The organism is Cupriavidus sp. 21MJTG02-4, from assembly GCF_057798975.1.
In genome coordinates this window covers 265,749-283,258 of the sequence record NZ_JBYOJP010000003.1, presented here as the reverse complement: position 1 = coordinate 283,258, position 17,510 = coordinate 265,749, and the positions used below count along the sequence as shown (strand labels likewise).

The 17,510-nt window shown below is 66.7% G+C and carries 19 protein-coding genes; 10 read left to right on the top strand and 9 right to left on the bottom strand.

Annotation, left to right across the window (positions count from 1 at the left end):
- The first annotated feature begins 12 nt into the window (after positions 1-12).
- Positions 13-675, top strand: coding sequence for an aspartate/glutamate racemase family protein (locus AC3FKH_RS07670; RefSeq protein ID WP_488674321.1), 663 nt, complete (start codon positions 13-15; stop codon positions 673-675).
- Positions 676-704: 29 nt separating this feature from the next.
- Positions 705-1,469 carry a fumarylacetoacetate hydrolase family protein gene (locus AC3FKH_RS07665; protein ID WP_488674320.1) on the top strand — a complete coding sequence of 255 codons (765 nt, stop codon included), beginning with the start codon at positions 705-707 and terminating at the stop codon, positions 1,467-1,469.
- A 56-nt stretch (positions 1,470-1,525) separates the two neighbouring features.
- Here AC3FKH_RS07665 and AC3FKH_RS07660 read toward each other — a convergent pair whose 3' ends face one another.
- From AC3FKH_RS07660 to AC3FKH_RS07650, 3 genes are all read right to left on the bottom strand, one after another.
- Positions 1,526-2,251 carry a hypothetical protein gene (locus AC3FKH_RS07660; protein WP_488674318.1) on the bottom strand — a complete coding sequence of 242 codons (726 nt, stop codon included), beginning with the start codon at positions 2,249-2,251 and terminating at the stop codon, positions 1,526-1,528.
- A gap of 2 nt (positions 2,252-2,253) precedes the next feature.
- Positions 2,254-3,492, bottom strand: coding sequence for an MFS transporter (locus AC3FKH_RS07655; RefSeq protein ID WP_488674316.1), 1,239 nt, complete (start codon positions 3,490-3,492; stop codon positions 2,254-2,256).
- A 185-nt stretch (positions 3,493-3,677) separates the two neighbouring features.
- Positions 3,678-5,384: an ABC transporter ATP-binding protein/permease gene (locus tag AC3FKH_RS07650; protein ID WP_488674314.1), complete on the bottom strand. Its 1,707-nt coding sequence runs from the start codon at positions 5,382-5,384 to the stop codon at positions 3,678-3,680.
- A gap of 246 nt (positions 5,385-5,630) precedes the next feature.
- Here AC3FKH_RS07650 and AC3FKH_RS07645 point away from each other — a divergent pair, with 246 nt between their 5' ends.
- Positions 5,631-5,801: a hypothetical protein gene (locus tag AC3FKH_RS07645; RefSeq protein ID WP_211949625.1), complete on the top strand. Its 171-nt coding sequence runs from the start codon at positions 5,631-5,633 to the stop codon at positions 5,799-5,801.
- A 236-nt stretch (positions 5,802-6,037) separates the two neighbouring features.
- A complete protein-coding gene (gene tolA, locus AC3FKH_RS07640; protein WP_488674312.1) occupies positions 6,038-6,811 on the top strand; it encodes a cell envelope integrity protein TolA in 774 nt (257 codons plus the stop codon).
- A 2-nt stretch (positions 6,812-6,813) separates the two neighbouring features.
- Here the strand turns inward: tolA and AC3FKH_RS07635 are convergent, their stop codons facing one another.
- Positions 6,814-7,380, bottom strand: a complete 567-nt coding sequence (locus AC3FKH_RS07635; protein ID WP_488674311.1) for a hemerythrin domain-containing protein — start codon at positions 7,378-7,380, stop codon at positions 6,814-6,816.
- A 182-nt stretch (positions 7,381-7,562) separates the two neighbouring features.
- On the opposite strand from AC3FKH_RS07635, the gene AC3FKH_RS07630 reads away from it, so the two are divergent.
- Positions 7,563-8,483 carry an ATP-dependent Clp protease proteolytic subunit gene (locus AC3FKH_RS07630; protein ID WP_488674310.1) on the top strand — a complete coding sequence of 307 codons (921 nt, stop codon included), beginning with the start codon at positions 7,563-7,565 and terminating at the stop codon, positions 8,481-8,483.
- A gap of 5 nt (positions 8,484-8,488) precedes the next feature.
- Positions 8,489-9,859, top strand: a complete 1,371-nt coding sequence (locus AC3FKH_RS07625) for an APC family permease (protein WP_488674867.1) — start codon at positions 8,489-8,491, stop codon at positions 9,857-9,859.
- 21 nt (positions 9,860-9,880) lie between these two features.
- On the opposite strand, the gene AC3FKH_RS07620 is transcribed toward AC3FKH_RS07625, so the two are convergent.
- Entirely contained in the window at positions 9,881-10,345 is a 465-nt protein-coding gene (locus tag AC3FKH_RS07620) for a YaiI/YqxD family protein (RefSeq protein WP_488674309.1), read from the bottom strand.
- A 115-nt stretch (positions 10,346-10,460) separates the two neighbouring features.
- On the opposite strand from AC3FKH_RS07620, the gene AC3FKH_RS07615 reads away from it, so the two are divergent.
- Positions 10,461-10,865: an SRPBCC family protein gene (locus AC3FKH_RS07615; RefSeq protein ID WP_488674308.1), complete on the top strand. Its 405-nt coding sequence runs from the start codon at positions 10,461-10,463 to the stop codon at positions 10,863-10,865.
- Between the two features lie 184 nt (positions 10,866-11,049).
- Here AC3FKH_RS07615 and AC3FKH_RS07610 read toward each other — a convergent pair whose 3' ends face one another.
- On the bottom strand, positions 11,050-12,153 hold the full coding sequence (locus AC3FKH_RS07610; protein WP_488674307.1) for a BON domain-containing protein: 1,104 nt from the start codon (positions 12,151-12,153) through the stop codon (positions 11,050-11,052).
- A 230-nt stretch (positions 12,154-12,383) separates the two neighbouring features.
- Positions 12,384-13,316, bottom strand: a complete 933-nt coding sequence (locus AC3FKH_RS07605) for a LysR substrate-binding domain-containing protein (RefSeq protein WP_488674306.1) — start codon at positions 13,314-13,316, stop codon at positions 12,384-12,386.
- Between the two features lie 162 nt (positions 13,317-13,478).
- On the opposite strand from AC3FKH_RS07605, the gene AC3FKH_RS07600 reads away from it, so the two are divergent.
- Genes AC3FKH_RS07600 through AC3FKH_RS07590 form a run of 3 tightly spaced genes read left to right on the top strand, consistent with a single transcriptional unit; the run spans position 13,479 to position 16,776 of the window.
- Positions 13,479-14,471 carry a Bug family tripartite tricarboxylate transporter substrate binding protein gene (locus tag AC3FKH_RS07600; RefSeq protein WP_488674304.1) on the top strand — a complete coding sequence of 331 codons (993 nt, stop codon included), beginning with the start codon at positions 13,479-13,481 and terminating at the stop codon, positions 14,469-14,471.
- A gap of 42 nt (positions 14,472-14,513) precedes the next feature.
- Positions 14,514-15,539 (top strand): DUF1338 domain-containing protein, encoded by a 1,026-nt coding sequence (locus tag AC3FKH_RS07595; protein ID WP_488674302.1) that lies wholly within the window; start codon positions 14,514-14,516, stop codon positions 15,537-15,539.
- A gap of 13 nt (positions 15,540-15,552) precedes the next feature.
- Positions 15,553-16,776 carry an aminotransferase-like domain-containing protein gene (locus AC3FKH_RS07590; RefSeq protein ID WP_488674300.1) on the top strand — a complete coding sequence of 408 codons (1,224 nt, stop codon included), beginning with the start codon at positions 15,553-15,555 and terminating at the stop codon, positions 16,774-16,776.
- A 12-nt stretch (positions 16,777-16,788) separates the two neighbouring features.
- On the opposite strand, the gene catC is transcribed toward AC3FKH_RS07590, so the two are convergent.
- Together catC and mmlI are read right to left on the bottom strand one after the other, a co-directional pair.
- The gene (catC, locus tag AC3FKH_RS07585; protein WP_488674298.1) at positions 16,789-17,064 is read right to left on the bottom strand and encodes a muconolactone Delta-isomerase; all 276 of its coding nucleotides are present in this window, start codon (positions 17,062-17,064) and stop codon (positions 16,789-16,791) included.
- A gap of 36 nt (positions 17,065-17,100) precedes the next feature.
- The gene (mmlI, locus tag AC3FKH_RS07580) at positions 17,101-17,442 is read right to left on the bottom strand and encodes a 4-carboxymethyl-4-methylbutenolide mutase MmlI (RefSeq protein WP_488674297.1); all 342 of its coding nucleotides are present in this window, start codon (positions 17,440-17,442) and stop codon (positions 17,101-17,103) included.
- Positions 17,443-17,510: the final 68 nt, after the last annotated feature.

The following is a 17,510-nucleotide window of genomic DNA, read 5'->3' as shown; positions in this document are numbered from 1 at the left end:
CCCCTGGATGTAATGCCTCATATCCTGCTGATCAACCCGAATACGTCGCAGGCGACTACGCAGATGATGCTGGAGATCGCGCGTGCGAGTCTCGACGGACGGGCGGAAGTCCGTGGCCTGACCGCGCCAAGCGGGGTGCCCATGATCGTGGGCGAGGCTGACCTGCACACGGCCGCGGATGTGGTCGGCGCGCTGGACGTGGGCGACGCCAGTGGTGTCATCGTCGCTGCCTTTGGCGATCCCGGCGCCGAGTTGCTGCGGCGCCGGCTGGCGGTGCCGGTGGTGGGCATCGGCGAGGCGGCCATGCGCGAGGCGGCGCAGCATGGCCGCTTCGGCATCGCCACGACCACGCCGGCGCTGGCCGCGTCGATCGAAGGCAAGGTCCGGCAGTTCGGGCTGGAAGCCGGCTTTACCGGCGTGCGCCTGACGCCGGGCGATCCCTGGCGGGTCGGCCAGGACCCCGCGGCACTGGAAGCCGCGCTGGCGGCCGCCGTGCAGGCCTGCGTGGAGATCGATGGCGCACGCGCCGTGGTCATCGGCGGGGGGCCGCTCGGCCGCGCGGCGCAGGCGCTGGGCGAGCAGTTCGCCATTCCCGTGATCGGGCCCATTCCGGCGGCGTGCGGCGCCATCCTGCGCGCGCTGGGCCGCTACCGAGCGGACGATCGTTTTCCTTAATCCCTTTCCATCAAGGAGTACTCCCTGGCATGAATTCAACCCAGATCGATGCAGTCGCCCAGACCCTGATCCACGCGCGGCGCGAACAGCACTGCGCCGACGCCCAGGCCTTCGCCACGGCGCTGGCCACCCCGGAGGACGCCTATGCCGTGCAATCGGCAGTGGCCGCGTCGCTGGGCTGGCAGGCCAGCGGCCCCGGTTACTGGAAGTCGGGCGGACCTTCGCGGGAGGCGCGCCTGACGCACGCCCAACTGCCCGCCGACGGCGTCTGGTCCAGCCCGGCCAATGCGGGCAACTGGAATTTCACCTGGCGCGGCATCGAGGCCGAGATCGCCCTGCGTCTGGGCCGCCCGGTCAGCGCGCAAGATGCCGCCGCCTTCGACAGCGACAGCGCGGCCAGCTTCGTGGATGGCATGGCGGTGTCCATCGAAGTCGTGGATTCGCGCTGGCAGCAATACACCGACGCGCCTTCCTTGCTCAAGCTTGCCGACCTGCAGGCGCACGGCGCGCTCGTACTCGGCGCGTGGCGTCCTTACGCGCCGATCGACTGGGCCGCGCAACGCTGCCATGTCCGGATCGGCGCGCAAAGCTTCGAGCGCAAAGGCACTCATGCCCTGGGCGATCCGGCCTACGGACTGGGGGCCTGGCTGCGTCACGCCACGCGCCATGGCGAACGCGTGGAGGCCGGGACGGTGGTCACGACCGGAACCTGGGTGGGGATCCTGCCCGCGGCGGCAGGCGACCTGGTGACGGTCGAGTTCGACGGCATCGGGCACGCGTCGATCCAGTTCTGAGCGGAACGGCTCGCCTTGCTGCCACGCCCGCGCGCCTTGCCAACTCTTGGCTTGGGCTATGCCGCCGGGTGCCACTGACCGCACTCCGGGCGGACGCTGACGCGTTCGCCATGGAGCCAGACTTGCTCTACATTCACGGTGGCCGCCGTCGACGGGGCGATATCGAAGGCGATGTCGAGCGCGCGCGCAACGCGGAGGTCCTCGACGGGAAGCTCCCACGTCAGGAACAACTGGGTGCAGTCCTGCCCGTCCGGGAAGTCGGCTTCATCAAAGCCCGTGCTGCCGCGCGGGATCACGCCATGCGGCTGGCAGGTGTCGAACACCAGCGCCGTGCCACGGCGCAGCGGGATGCGCAGGTCCAGTGACGGGAAATGTACGTCCTGCCCCTTGTCCTCGCTCAGGAAGAGATTGCAGAAGGCTGCGCCGCCATACTGCTCGCCATCATGGTGATACCTGGCGCCGCGGCAAACCATCAGCGCAACATCGCTGGCGGCCAGTACGCCGGCCAGTCCAAGCTGCTCGGTCCAGTCGGACACCGCCTGCACGCAGTACGCGTATTCGGGCCAGCGTGCCCGCGCGCGGGCGAGCGGCATGACCTCGACATCGCCCGCGTCCAGCGTCATGTGGCGCGAGATTTCCCGTGCCCAATCCGCCAGCATGCGCGCCGGCGGCGCCGGTATGTCGAGGGTGCCGGACAGCACGCGATCGCTCACGCTCCGGCTTCTGAGGCAGTCGCCGCTCCAGAAGAACGACGTCAGGATGTCCGGGGCGCGAGATGGCACGATCAGGACGCCTGCGGCACCGTCATGCCGCCGCGCTGCATGGCCAGTACCGACCAGGCAAACACGGCCAGACCGCCCATTGCCAGCAGCGCGCCGACCCAGCCGGTGGAAGTCCAGCCCAGGCCCGCGGCGATGCTCACGCCGCCAAGCCACGCACCCAGCGCATTGGCCAGGTTGAAGGCCGAGTGGTTGAGGGCGGCGGCCAGCGTCTGCGCGTCGCCGGCCACGTCCATCAGGCGGATCTGCAGCGCCGGTCCGAGCGCCACGACCGTGCCGATCAGCAGCACATTGGCCGAGGCCAGCCACGGATACGGCGCGGTCAGGGTGAAAGCGCCCAGCACCAGCGCGGACCACACCAGCACCCCGCCGATGGCCGGCGTCAGGGCCTTGTCCGCCAGCCAGGCGCCGGCCAGGTTGCCCGCCACCATGCCCGCACCGAACAGCGCCAGGACCACCGGAATGGCGCCCGGCGGCAGCTGGGCCACTTCGAGCATGGTGGGCTTGATGTAGCTGAAGACGGCGAACATGCCGCCGAAGCCGATGGCGCCGATGCCCAGCGTCAGCCATACCTGCTTGCGGCGCAGCGCCGTCAGTTCGCGCAGCGGGCTGGCGGACCGGTCAGCCGGGACGAATGGCACCCAGCGCCACACCAGCCACACGGTGAGCAGGCCGATGGTGCCCACGATCACGAAGGCGGCGCGCCAACCGAGCCAGGCGCCGACGGCCGCGGCAATCGGCACGCCCACCAGCGTCGCGACGGTCAGCCCGAGCATGACCAGGCCAACCGCCTGGGCGCGGCGCTCGCGCGGCACCAGTCCGGCCGCGACCAGCGCCGCCACGCCGAAGTAGGTGCCATGCGGAAAGCCGGTCAGCAGCCGCGCCATCAGCATGGAGGCATAGGCGGGCGCGACCGCGCTGGCGAAATTGCCGGCGGCAAAGGCCGCCATCAGCGCGATCAGCAGGTTGCGCCGCGGCCAGCGCGCGCCCAGCACGGCCAGCAACGGGGCGCCGATCACGACGCCCAGCGCATAGGCGCTGATCAGGTGGCCGGCCTGCGGGATCGAGATGGCAAGATCGCGCGCGGCGTCGGGCAGCAGGCCCATGATCACGAATTCGCCGGTGCCGATGCCGAAGCTGCCTACGCCGAGCGCGAGCAGGGCACGGCGGCTTTGAAAGGCGGAGAGGGTGTTGCCGGACGAGGGCGCGGAAAGGGAATCGGGGGTGCCGTGAGGAGCCGTCATGGGGGAGCGCGAGATCTTGTTGGTTCATTCGCTGCTCGCTGGCGGGCGGGATCTGCGTCCTGCCTCGTGCTGCCAGCGCGCTCCGGCGCAGCGCGAGTGCGCATTGTGCCGGAAAACCCCAATGTGTGCTGGCGGTGACGGATGCGCCGCGCGCGTGCGGGCAATGCCACCTGCGCGGGCGGAACCTACCAGGCGAAGCGGTAGTCGTGCGCAGGCTGCAGCTGCCAGTCGCCATTGCCGCGCAGTTCCAGCACCTGGACGTGATACTTGAGCAGGGTGGGGCGGTGGCTGATGCTGACGATCGTGGTGGGGCCGCTGGCGAGATGGCTGTAGAGCCGGGCTTCGTTGTCGACGTCCAGCGCGCTGGTGGCTTCATCGAGCAGCGCGTAGCGCGGGCGCGCCAGCAGCAGGCGCGCGAACGCCAGGCGTTGCTGCTCGCCGAGCGACAGGACCTTGCTCCAGTCGAGTTCCGCATCCAGTCCGCCGACGCGCTCGGCCAGGTCCGGCAGGTTGACCATCTCGAGCAGCTTCAACAGCTCGCTGTCCGCGATGTGGCGCTCCTCGTGGCGCGGGTACAGCAACTGGCAGCGCAGGTTGCCGACCGCCATGTACGGATGCTGGGGCAGGATCAGCATCTGCCCGGGCCCGGGGTGCACGATGCGGCCGCTGCCGCAATTCCACAGGCCGTTGACGGCCCGCATCAGGGAACTCTTGCCGCCGCCGCTGGGCCCGACGATCAGCAGGCTCTGGCCCGCGCCGACCGTCACGGTCAGGTCTTTCAGCAGGGTACGGCCGTAGTCGGGCGTATGCAGGGTCAGGTGCTCGACCGACAAGGTGTCGCCCCGGCGGCGTTCGATCTGGCTGCCCGGTTTGCGCCGCAGCACGCGCGTGTGCGCCAATGACGACGCAAACGTGGCCAGCCGGTCCAGGCCCGCAACGAAACGGCTCAGGCTCTCGAAGTTGTCGACGATCACCGTCAGCGCCGCCAGCACGGCCGTGAAGGCGCCCGCGGCCTGGATCGCGCTGCCGACTTCGAGTTCGCCGTCCAGCACGCGGTTGGCGACGATGACGCTGGGCAGCATCAGCGTCAGGAACGCATAGGCGTACTGGAACAGGTAGAGGTTCAGCTGCCAGCGGTTCAGGCGGTTGTAGTTGGCGAATACATGCTGGAACCGGCCGCGCACGTGATCGGATTCATGCTGCTCGCCACGATGGAAGGTAATCGACTCCGCATGCTCGCGCACCCGGATCAGGCTGAAGCGGAAGTCGGCCTCGCGCTTGAGCTGGTAGAAGTTCAGGCCGATCAGCACCTTGCCGAAGCACATCACCGAGACCACCGTGCCGCAGACGGCATAGAGCACCAGGAATAGCACCAGCTCGCGCGAGATCGACCACAGCACCTCGCTGAACGCCACCAGCTGCAGCACCGAACCCAGCATCAGCAGCAGGAAGTACAGGGACTGCTGCGTGAAGGTGCTGATGTCTTCCGAGATGCGCTGGTCCGGGTTGTCGATGGCGGTGCTGGCACTCAGCGTGTAGAACGCGCAGCCGCCGAAATATTTGTCCAGGTACTGGTGCGTCATCCAGGTCCGCCACTGCATGAACAGCCGGTTGCGCGTGTAGTAATAAAACGCGTAGACCGGGACGGCGGCGATCAGCACGTAGATGAAGATCTGGATGGCGTACCAGAAGCGGTCCGCGTCGCCGGCGGCGAGCGCCGAGGCGAACTCGCCGGTCTGCTCGTTGAATCGCACATTGGTCCAGGTTTGCCCAAGCAGCAGGCACACCAGCACCGACAACAGTGCCCATGCCTTCCACTTCTCCCGGGACAGCCAGTATGGCTTGGCGATGTCCAGGAACCGCTTCCACAGATTGCCGCCGCGCGTAGACATGACCGTATCGTTTTGACAAGGCGGGGAGCCTCTTGCCGATGATTTGCCGGGGCTCCGGCCGCTAACATTGGGCGAACCAGCATAGGGCATGCCAGGGGAAGCACGGTCCTGCCCCGACTTGCGTCGTGGTGGTTGCGGCACGTCTGGAGTCAGAACCCGCCTACGCACCTTTGCGCCTCCCGCCGATGCTGCGTCGGAGCATCGGCAACTACATTGACTTTAGCCGATTCACCGCCGGAGATAGTTATGTCATTCGCGCTCTTCCTGATCGGACTGCTGGTACTGGTGGGCGGGATCGCCTGGGGGCTGTCGATCGCGGGCCTGGCGCCCGTGTACATCGGCATTGCCTGCCTGGTCATCCTCGGCCTTGGCATCATGGCCGCCGTTTCCCGTACGCGCACGAAGGATCCTTCCTAGGCACATCGGATCGGTCGCGCATCACGGGCGGCCATGCTGCCCGCCTGGTCCTGGCGCGGCCATCCGGAATATTTCCGCTCCTGCGCCGCACTTCATAGAATGGACCATGAAGTGCGGCCCTTCGGGCCTGTCCTGCTTCGTCGAGTGTAGCGAAGCTTGACCCGCCTGGGGCGCACGTCGCATCGTACGAGATGGTTGCCATCCCGACAGCGAACAAGCGGCGAGGCAGGTGATCCATGCAGACCGGCGTCCTTCCCTTCCAGCCCGTCCAGGAACGGGGCTCCCTGCCTTGTTTCCTGGCGGCATTGTTCATGCACGTGCTGCTTGGCGCACTGCTGTACTACGGCGTGCATTGGCACAACGCGGTGCCGGAAGGGGTATCCGCCGAACTGTGGGACGCGGTCCCCGAGGCGGTCCCGAACGTGCCCGCGGAGCCACCGGTCAAGCCGGCTCCGGCCGTGAAGCCGGTGGAACAGCAAAGCGCCGATATCTCGCTGCAGGAGAAAGCGCGCAAGGAGCGTGCGGCGCGTGATGAAGAGAGGGCGCAGCACGCAGCGCAGGCTCGCGCCGATGCGGGCCGCCAGGCCGCGCAACGGGAGGCGCAACGGGAGGCGCAACGGGAGGCGCAGCGCCAGGCCAGCAGCGCCGAACGCGCCAGCGAACTGTCGCGCCTGCGCGCGCAGGCGGGCGGCGCCGAACCGAACAACGGTACCGGCACGTCCGGAAAGCCATCGTCCGCCTATGCCGAGCGCGTCCGGCAGCGGGTCAAGCCAAACATCCTGTTCAGCGAAGAGGTCAACGGCAATCCGGCGGCCGTCGTGGCGGTGCGCATGGCACCCGACGGCTCGATCCTGTCCGCCAGGCTTGCCAGGTCAAGCGGCAATGCCGCCTGGGACAACGCCGTGCTGCGCGCCGTGTCGCTCTCCGACCCGTTGCCTCGGGACGAAAGCGGTTCTGCGCCGCCCGAGATCCGGATCACGTTCTGGCCGAAGGATCTTGGGAGTTCGTAGTTTTAGCCCGGGCTGGACAACGCGCGCTCCTCGCTCTCGATCTGCGCGCGCAGGACCACGAAGCGCTGGTGCACATCCGCGCCAAAGAGCGGGTCCGCGCCGGCCGGAACGGCCTCGTCAACGGCTTTCCAATCCGCTGCCGTCAGCAACCGGGCCGTGCGCGGCATGACGTGCCTCTCCTCGGAAGAAAGATGGTTGCGGTAGTACACCAGGTACATGGCCGCGGCCGCCTCAAGGGCCGCGCGCGAACTGATCATGTCGCTCTCGGCCTCGTTCAGGCGGTCCACCAGCGTCTCGCCGACGTTCGCGATGACACGATGCTCTTGCTGGAGTCGGTTGACCATGATCTCCATGTCGGGATCGCGCTCGACCAGACGGGCGTAGGCGATATCCTCGCGCGGATGGTGCACACGATCACCGAAATGCCGCATGTAATGGATAATCGACGCCATCAAGCTGTAGTTCGGCCGCTCTCCCCGATTGAACAGGATGACCTGGCTTTCCAGGAGGTCTAGCAGCCGGGCGAAATGGACATGGTCTTCATGCCAGGTGGAAAACGGGGTGGCCATGGCGGGCTCCATCGGTTAAGTTTGGTCGCCTTTGAGGCCACGTCGTATCGAAGCCTCACGCTGAACACTATGCTTCCGCCCGCGCCTCTCTCTGATCTGGATCAAAGTTCTGCATGGGGTCTGGATCTTCCAGGCAGCTGGTCGTGGTTATGCGTTCAGCCTTCACAGCCAAGGAGACGTCTATGCGCAGCAGCGGGCACCCGGCGGCGAGGGGCGTGGTGGGTTGGCTTGCAAGCCGGCTGTGGTTCCGGGCGCTGGGTCTCGCCGCGCTGATGTCGCCGGGTGGGGTGATGGGAATGGAGTTCAGGATCTATCACCAGCCGCAACTGGATCTGAACATGGTCATCGGCGATGGAAAGATCCAGGACGGCGACGCCGACCGGTTTCTCGCGGTGGCGCGAATGGCTGGCCGTGATCGCGAAGGACTCGTGCCGCTGGTCCTGAACAGTCCGGGTGGCAATGTCGAAGCCGCGTTCCGGATGGTCGATGCCATGGACAAGGTGCGCGTCTACACCACCGTTCCGGACAGCGCCAGGTGCGCGTCCGCTTGCGCGTCGATCCTGTTCGCTTCCGGCGAACGCCGCAGCGTCGTGGGCACGGGGCAGCTGGGCTTCCACAGTTGCTACCGGCGCAACGGGAAGACCATCACGGAGGACTCGCTCTGCAACGAGGTTATCGCGGCAAACGCCATGCAGCGCGGGGTCAGCCACGACGCCATCAATCGGTTCGTCAAGCAATACGGTGCGCAAGACATGGCGTGGATCCACCGCAATGTCGCTTGCAGGGCTTTGCAAGGGCTGTGCAAGGCGGGGCTGCTTGAAACCCGGAGCGAGACAAAGCCTGCCTTGATGCGCAGTTTTGCCTGCAGCCAGCTTATTTCCGTTCCGGCCCAGCTGATTTGCGGCGATGCGGAACTGGCCAGTGCCGACCAGGCGCTGGCGGGACTCTACGAGCAGAAGCTGAGCGCATCCGCGAACAAGGCGCGCCTGCGTGCGGATCAACGGGACTGGCTGCGCGGTTCGCGCAACCTGTGCAGCGACAAGGCTTGCCTGCTGCGAAGCTATCGCCTGCGCATGGACGCGCTGAAGCAGGTGCGGTCGTGAAACCTGTGGACGAACCCGCCAGGCTCAACGCCGATTCGCTGGGCATCGTCGAATCGGTGATCATGGGCATCGCCGGCACGGCGCCGGCCTACAGCATCGAGATCACGACTTCGACGATCATCGGGACGGCGGGCACGCTGGCACCGGCGAGCATCCTGGTGTGCGGCGTCGTCATGTTCGGCATTGCCTACGCGTTCATCAACCTGAACCGCGCGCTGGCCAGTGCCGGCACGTCCTATTCATGGGTGAGCATGGTGTTCGGGCGTACGCTCGGATTTCTTGCGGGCTGGGCGCTGCTGGTGCTGTGCTGCGTGTTCATGGTCTCGGCCATGATCCCGGCGGCCAACGCCACGCTGCTGATCCTTGACCGGCCGATGATGAACAACGTGCACTACGTGACGCTGATCGCGGCTGCATGGCTGACCCTTGTCAGCGCGGTCGTCGTCAAGGGCATCAAGCTCACCAGCTACGTACAGGTGCTGATGACGATCATCGAGGCCATCATCCTGCTGGCGATCATCGTCGCGAGTTTCGTCATGTTCCCCCGTGCGCCGCAGCACCCGTTCTCGCTGGCCTGGTTCTCGCCCTTCGCCTTCACACCCGGGTTGTTTGCCAACGGCGCGCTGGTGGCCATCTTCTTTTTTTACGGCTGGGACGTGACCATGAACCTCAGCGAGGAGACGCGCGACGCCAACCGCATCCCCGGCCGTGCCGCGTTCTGGTCGATGGTGTTCCTGATGGCGTTCTTCCTGGTCTTCATCGTCATCACGCTGCTCGGCCTGTCCGATGCCGAGATCCAGCACTACAACACCAACGTCATTTTCGCCATCGCGCAGAAGCTGTTCGGACCGACCTGGGGCTACGTCTCGATCATCGCGGTCCTGCTGAGCACGGTGGGAACGGTCGAGACGCAGATGCTGCAGTTCACGCGCACGCTGTTTGCCAAGAGCCGCGACGGCGCGCTGCACCCGCGCTATGCGCGCCTGCATCCGCGCTGGCGCACGCCGCACATCGCCATCTTCTTTATCTGGATCACCGGGCTCGTGCTGCTGTTCGTGTCGTCTTACCTGCCAACCGTCAACGTCATCCTGCAGGATTCGATCACGGCCATCGGCTTCCAGATTTGCTTCTATCTCGGGCTGACCGGGCTGGCCTGCGGCTGGTACTACCGCGGGATGCTGGCCCGTGGACCGTGGCTGGCCGTGAGCCACGTGATCTGGCCGGCGGCCAGCGGGATCTTCTTGTTCTTCATCGCGCTCTACAGCATCCCGACCTTCGACTGGGTCACCAATGTCGTCGGCATGGGCGGCATTGCCATCGGTGCCATTCCGCTGTTGCTGAATCGCAAGCGCATGCGGTCGGTCCCGGCACGCTGAAGGCCCGCGGGCTGCCAGGCTTCAGGCGGTGCCAGCCCGCCGCGCATGGCGTGCCAGGAAGCGGTCCAGCTGGCTTGCGAACGTCTTGCCATCCTGGGGCGAGTAGGCTGCGGGGCCGCCGGTATCGACGCCCGCGCTGCGCAACTGCTCCATCACCTCGCGCATGGTCAGGCGTTCCTGGATGTTCTCGCGGCTGAACCAGCTGCCGCGTGGGTCGAGCACATGGGCGCCCTTGTCGAGCGCGGCGGCTGCAAGCGGGATGTCCGCCGTAATGACGAGATCCCCGCTGGTGGCGAGCTCGATGATGCGGTCATCGGCGACATCGAAGCCCGCCGGTACCTGCAGGGCCTTGATAAAGCGGGAAGGGGGCGTGCGCATATACTGGTTGGCCACCAGCGTGACGCAGACTTCGACACGTTGCGCGGCGCGGTACAGCATGTCTTTCACGACCACCGGGCAGGCATCTGCATCCACCAGGACTTGCATCGCGATACTTCCAATTGAGAGAGGGAGCGGTCATATTACTGCCTGCACGCGTGTCGGTGGGAACGAACGCGGGTGCATGCTGAATTGAGTCGGATTGACCACAAAGGGAAAAACTATGAAGATCCAGGTAGAAACCACGGTCGCGGCCCCCATGGAGAAGGTCTGGCATGCCTACACCACGCCGGCGGACATCAAGCAATGGAATGCCGCGTCAGAGGACTGGCATACCACGGCCGCCACGGTCGATCTGCGCGTGGGCGGAGACTTCTCTTCGCGGATGGAAGCGAAGGATGGCAGCATGGGATTCGACTTTGCCGGTACCTACACCAGGATCGAGGAGCACAGGCTGATCGAGTACGCCTTTGGCGACCGCACCGCGCAGGTCGAGTTCGCCGATACCCCGCGGGGGGTTACCGTGCGCGTGAGCTTCGATGCCGAATCGGAGTTTCCGATCGAGCAGCAGCAGAGCGGGTGGCAGAGCATCCTGGACAACTTCAAGAGGCATGTCGAAGCGCATTAGGCTGCGTGCACGGCGATACAAGACGGCCTGCCTGGTGCAGGTCTTTCTTCTGGGTCATTGCCGAATTGCGGGGGCAGGGCCCTGGGCACGCGCGGGGTTTGCCCCGGCGACGCCGGCGAAACAGCAGCGCCAGCCAAGAACGACGACCCAGTCACAACCGGGCCGTACCGTTCTCCCAAAAAAATCACGCCCTCCACGTACTACCCGACGACGCGTCGCCGCCAGCCTGCGATGTGCCGCCGGCATCCCGGCGCACCCGGATGTCGTTGTTGACTTCACTGACCCCGTAGGTCGCATCGACCAGTTCTTCGATGTCGTACTTCTGGCTGCGGTCGTTCACGTACCCGGACAACGTCACCACGCCGTCCTTCACCTCGACGCTGACATCGCTGACGTCCAGCCGGTGCGCGTAGCTCAGGCGTTCGCAGACATCGTCGCGGATGCGGTCGTCGCTACGCTTGTAGCCGCGCGGGCCGGTCGGACGCTCATGCCGTTCCGAGGTGCCGAACAAGTCGCCCACGGCCTCGCCGATGCGGCGCCCGAAGTTGTAGAGCGTGCCATGGTCTTCGTCCCGATCGCGATCGTCGTCGACTTCCCAACCGCGTTGCTGCGCCGCCTCGCGGCTGTAGTGGCGGCCGTGGCGTTGATCCTCGGTCCGGTCGTCGTCCGGGTCGGTCCAGTAGCGCGTATCGCTGCGCAGGTCGCGGAAGTACGGACCCTGGCCGCCCATGCCGCGATCTCGCTCGCGCGCGCGCTCGGTGCTTTGGCGCCAATTGCGCTCGGCTTGCCTGTCATCGCGCTGCCACGCGTGCGGATCGCGCCATTCGCGGGCGCGCTCCCAGCCGTAGCCACCGTTCATGCCGGCGCGCAGGTCGCTGCCCTGGCGACGGTCTTCGTCCTCGCGGTGGCTGCCACGGTATTCTTCGCGCTGGGAGGCGCGTCCTTCGTCGCGGCCGCCGTAGCGCTGCCCATAGCGCTCACCATAGCGCTCACCATAGCGCTGCCCATAAGGATCACGCTCGGATAACCCGGAGCGCTGCGCGCCATAATCGCTGTACCTGTCGTCGGGATTGCCGGACTGGCGTCCGGACCGCTGGCCGTACGACCCCTGGTAGCGTTCGTCATCGCCGCCTTGCTGGCGGGCGGGCCCGCCATAGCTGGTCTGTCCGGGGGTCATTTGCCTGCGCCTGCGTTCCGATTGCCAGGTGTCGCGTCCGGATTCCGGTTGCCAGTCGTCGTCGTCCCACTGCTTGCCGCGTTCGCGCGCGTCGTCGTAATAGTTGCTCATGCTCGTGTCCTGAGTTACCGGGGAGATGCCTGGTGCGAACACGGACACGATCGCGCGGACACGATCGCGCCCGCTCTCGCATGGGCGTGTATCGGGAAAGCGGCAAGATTCGTACCGAGTGCAAGCCTGGCAGGGCACGGTGTTCGCGTTGCTTCAGGGGACCTTTGTGGCCCTCGAAGCATTGCAACGATTGCAGAGCATGTAAGAAGGGATGCCGGGTGCAAACCTTGCTAACGCGATGCGGGGCCGGCATCCGCCGCCGACTGCGCCGCGGCAAACGCGCCGGCGGCTTCCAGCAGCCAGGCGCGCAAATGCTGCATCGCGGCGCTCATCGGCCGCGAATCGGGCAAGACCAGGTAATAGGCGCGCGTGGAGCGCAGCGTGCGCGCAACCGGCATCACCAGTTGGCGGCTGGACAGGTATTCCCCGACGAGAAAGCGCGGCACCAGTCCAATGCCCAGCCGCGCACGCGCGGCGGCAATCACCATGCTGTGGTGATCGTAGCGGGCGCCGCGCATGGCATTGACGTCGTCGATGCCGGCCGCGTCCATCCACTGCTTCCAGCCGAAGCTGCGCGTGGCAAGGTGCAGCAGCGGCGCGCGCGCAATGTCCGCGGCATCGATCCGCTTCCTGCGTCCGAAGAAGTCCGGATGGCAGATCGCCACGGATTCCTCGTTGAACATCAGGTCCGCGTGCGCGCCGGGATACACCGCTTCGCCAAAGTGGATCGCGGCATCGTAGGGCGTGCCATCGAACAGGAACACGTCGGACTGCGCGCTGATGTTGACCACGACGCCCGGATGGCGCGCGTAGAAATCGGGCAGCCGCGGGATCAGCCACTCGACCGCCAGCGTGGGCACGCATGCGAGCTCCACGGTGCCGCCCGCACCTTCATGCGCCATGACGTCCAGCGTGTCGCGCTGCAGCTTGCGCAGCATCTCGCGCACCTGTCCGCTGTAGAGCGCGCCGGCCGCCGTCAGCGTGATGCGCTGGTTGGCGCGGTGAAAGAGCGGCACGCCGAGCAGGCTCTCCAGCGCCGCGATCTGGCGCGATACCGCGCTTTCGGTGATGAACAGGTCGGCCGCCGCACGGCGCAGGTTCAGGTGCAGCGCGGCGGCTTCAAAGGCGCGCAGGCTGGAAAGGCTGGGAAGTCGATGCCGCATGGGGGGGCGATAGCGGAGTTGATGACTAAAAGTCATCATCCTATACCGAAATCTCGCTTGAACTCGTAGAGTTGATGAGAAATCATTCTGTCCTTGCTTGACCGCATTCGGCATTCGATTGCGGCCACTAATAACGACAACATCAGGTAGACAGGAGACAGCATGAAACGCTTGTTCAGCGCGCTCGCCGCAACGACCCTAGCCGTGGGCGCCACCGTGCCCGGCATCGCGTGCGCCGAGGATTTTCCCGCCAAGCCGGTCCGCATCATCGTGCCGTACCCGCCGGGCGGCACTACCGACATGGTGGCGCGACTGATCGGCGAGCAGCTTGCCATCCAGTGGAAGCAGGCCGTGCTGGTCGACAACCGTCCCGGTGCCGGCGGCATCGTCGGCACCGGGGCCGCCGCCAAGTCGACGGCGGACGGCTATACGCTGCTGATGGGCTCGGTTGGGGAGTTCGGCATCAACCCCACGCTGTACAAGAAGCTGCCTTATGACGCCGCCGCGGATTTCGCGCCGGTCACGATGGTGGCGCGCGTGCCCAATGTGGTGGTGCTGTCGCCGGCCTTCGCCGAACGTGCCCGCGTACAGACGCTGGCGGAGTTCATCGCTTACCTGAAGGCCAACCCGAAGCGCGTCAATATGGCGTCGGCCGGCAACGGCACCTCGACGCACCTGGCCGGCGAACTGTTCCAGCGCATGACCGGTACCGAGATGAGCCACGTGGCCTACAAGGGCAGCAGCCCGGCCATCTCCGACCTGATGGGCGGCAGCGTCGATGTCATGTTCGACAACCTGCCGGCATCGTTGCCCTTTATCCGCTCCGGCAAGCTCAAGCCGCTGGCTGTGACCGCGCCGGCGCGCTCGTCGGCATTGCCCAATGTGCCGACCGTCGCGGCCGCCGGCCCCGTGCCAGGCTTTGACGCCAGCCCGTGGTTCGGCCTGCTCGCGCCGCGCGGCGTACCCGCGACGGTGGCGCAGAAGATCAGCCAGGACCTGACGCGCGCGCTCGGCGATCCCGCGGTGCAGGCCAAGATGCGCGAACTCGGCGCCGAGCCCGCGCCCAGCACGCCGGACGCGTTTGCCGACGTGCTGAAGAAGGATCGCCAGAAGTGGGGCGACATCGTTCGCCTGTCGGGCGCGTCGGTGGACTGACACCGCACGGCTTTTCCCTTTTATTTCCTGCTGCATTCGATCATGTCTGACAAGAACGTCGTTCCTCTCCTTTCCCTCCACCTTGGCGCTCCGGCCGCGGATCGCCTGGCGCAACTGGTCGCCACGCCGGACGGGCTTCCCGCCGGCGAAGCGGGGCGCCCTTCGCGCGCGGAAGTCGCGCACGCGTTGAACCTGGTGCTGTTCGCCGGCATCCTGGAACGCGTGCCGACGGGCAAGGCGTATACCGATGACGTGGCCACGGCCGGCGGCAAGGTGTATTTCGACCACGGCGCGCTGCGCACGGTGCGCTGGCAGGACAATGGCGCGCTGCCGGCTGGCGAGGCGGCATTCACGCGCATCCTGCGTCCGCTGGGCTACCGGCTCAACGGCACCTATCCGCTGGACCGCATCGGCATGACCGGCCGCTCGTACGCGCATGAGGACGCGCCCGAAGGGATTGCGCAGTTCTTTGTCAGCGAACTGCATCCCGAGCGCTTCAGCGAGGACTTCCGGCAGGCCGTCAGCCGCATCACCGGCACCTCGGAAGACCCGTTGACGCCGCGCGCGCAGTCGCTGCTGTGGGAGCTCGAGCGCGAGGGTTCGCTGTCGCTGGAAGACGCCGCCGAGCTGATCGGCGCGCTGGCGCGCTGTTTCGACCGCCAGCACGCCGCGCCGCGCCTGGATGACTATGAGTGCCTGCTGGCCGAGTCGCCTGAGATGGCCTGGATCGCGACCGAAGGCAATGCCTTCAATCACGCGACCGACCGTGTGGAAGACGTGTTCGCGCTGGCCGAGCAGCAAAAGCGCATCGGCCGCCCGATGAAGGAAAAGGTCGAGGTGTCGCAGAGCGGGCGCGTGCGCCAGACGGCGTTCCGTGCGGACCCCGTGCAGCGCGTGTTCATCGACGCCGCAGGCGCCGAGGTCGTGCGCGAGGTGCCGGGCTCGTTCTACGAGTTCATCACCCGCGACCGTTATGTCGACGACGCGCAGGCGGTCTCGCGCACCGACCTGGGCTTTGACGCAGGTAATGCGCAGGGCATCTTCAAGATGACCGCCGCGGCATGCTGAGTGGGGACACGCCATGACCGCTTATCCGTTCGTGCCGGCATTGCGGGAGCCCGAAGGATCGCCGATCCGGGAGCTGTTCAAGTACCTGTCCGACCCGGCAATGATCTCGTTCGCCGGCGGCTACCCGTGCGCCGCGCTGTTCGATGCCGAGGGCATCGGCGCCGCATCGGCGCAGGTGCTGCGCGAGCGGCCCGCGGAATGCCTGCAGTACGGCGCGACCGAAGGCGCGCCGGCGCTGCGCGGCGCCCTGGTGGCGCTGATGTCGGAGCGCGGCGCGGTCGTGGCGGCGGAGGAATTGCTGGTCACCACGGGATCGCAGCAGGGCTTCGACTTCCTGGTGCGCTCGCTGGTGGAGCCGGGCAGCGTGGTGCTCGTGGAGGAGCCGACCTATCCGGCGACCCTGCAGGCATTGCGGCTTGCCGGCGCCGATGTGCGCGGTGTCCCGGCCGACCACGACGGCATGGACGTCGATGCGCTGGAGGCCCTGCTGGCCGATCCGTCGCTGCGTCCGCGCCTTATCTACACGGTGCCGACCTTCGCCAATCCCACGGGCGCGACGCTGACCCACGCACGTCGCCTGCGGCTGCTGGAACTGGTGGCGCGGTATCGCGTGGTGCTGGTCGAGGACGATCCGTACGGCGCGCTGAGCTTTGATGGCCCGCCGCCGGCGTCGCTGCTGGCGCTGTGCGCCCAGGTACCCGACGCTCGGCCGTGGGTGGTGCATCTTGCCAGCTTGTCGAAGACGCTGGCGCCGGGGCTGCGCATCGGCTGGATGATCGCCGCGCCGGAGATCGTTCGCCGCGCGGTGATTGCCAAGCAGGTGTCAGACCTGTGCACGCCGCCATGGATCCAACTGACCGCCGCGCAATACCTGCAGTCGGGCCGGCTTGCGGGGCAGGTGGCCACCGAAGTGGCGTTCTACCGGGACAAGCGCGACCGGCTGGCGGCGGCGCTGCGCGCGGCGTTTGGCGAGCGGATCCGCTTCGCGCTGCCCGGCGGCGGCATGTTCCTGTGGGCTGCGCTGGATGGTGTTGAGGATGCCGCCACGCTGTTGCCGCACGCCATTGCGGAGAAAGTCCTGTTCGTTCCGGGGACCGGATTTTATGCGGCGCGCCGCGCGCGCGCGGCTATCAGACTGTCATTCGCCAGCACGGATGCAGCGCAGGTCGACGAAGGCGTGCGCCGGCTTGCGCGGGCGGCGGCGCGGCTCGATGCTGTGACGAAGGGCGGCGGCTAGCGCGCGCAGATATCAGATCGCGGAAGGATGGCGAGCCAGCGGCGTCACCTGAATCGACATATACGGGAACAGCGGCAGAGACGACAGCAGTTCGTGCAGTTCGTCGTGGCTGTCCACGTCAAAGATGCTGATGTTGGCGTAGCGGCCAGTCACGCGCCACAGGTGCGGCCACTTGCCGGATTGCTGGATCTCGACGGCGCGGGCCTTTTCCGCGGCCTTGATGGCGTCGGCGCGTTCGGCCGGCAGGGAATGGGGCAACTTCACGTCCATCTGTACGCAGTAAAGCATGGGGTCTCCTGGTGTCGAATGTTGGGGGGAGCGGGTTCAGCTTGACGCGTCGTCTGCGCCCACCGGTGCGGTGCGGAAGGGCTTGAGCTGACCGATGAAGGTCTTGCCGTGCTCGAACCATGCCTTGCGGATGTCAGAGGCCATGTACTGGGCATACGCGGCGTTGTCCCGGAACCAGCATTCGCCGATGGCATCCACATGGCCGATGTCAAGGAAGGGCACGTGCGTATCGGTCGGCTGCTCGGCGACCAAGCGGACTTCATACTTGTGCAGGCCCGGTACTTCATGCGACATCTCGTAGTGGCGCAGGCACTCCGCGCGGAAGGCTTCGTCGGACATGCCGGCTGGCTTGACCAGCAGATATAGCAGTCGAATCATGTGTTGGCTCTTCTGGTTGGTGTGTGGGTTCGATTGTGTATCAGGCACCGGGGCACGCGCGGCGGCAG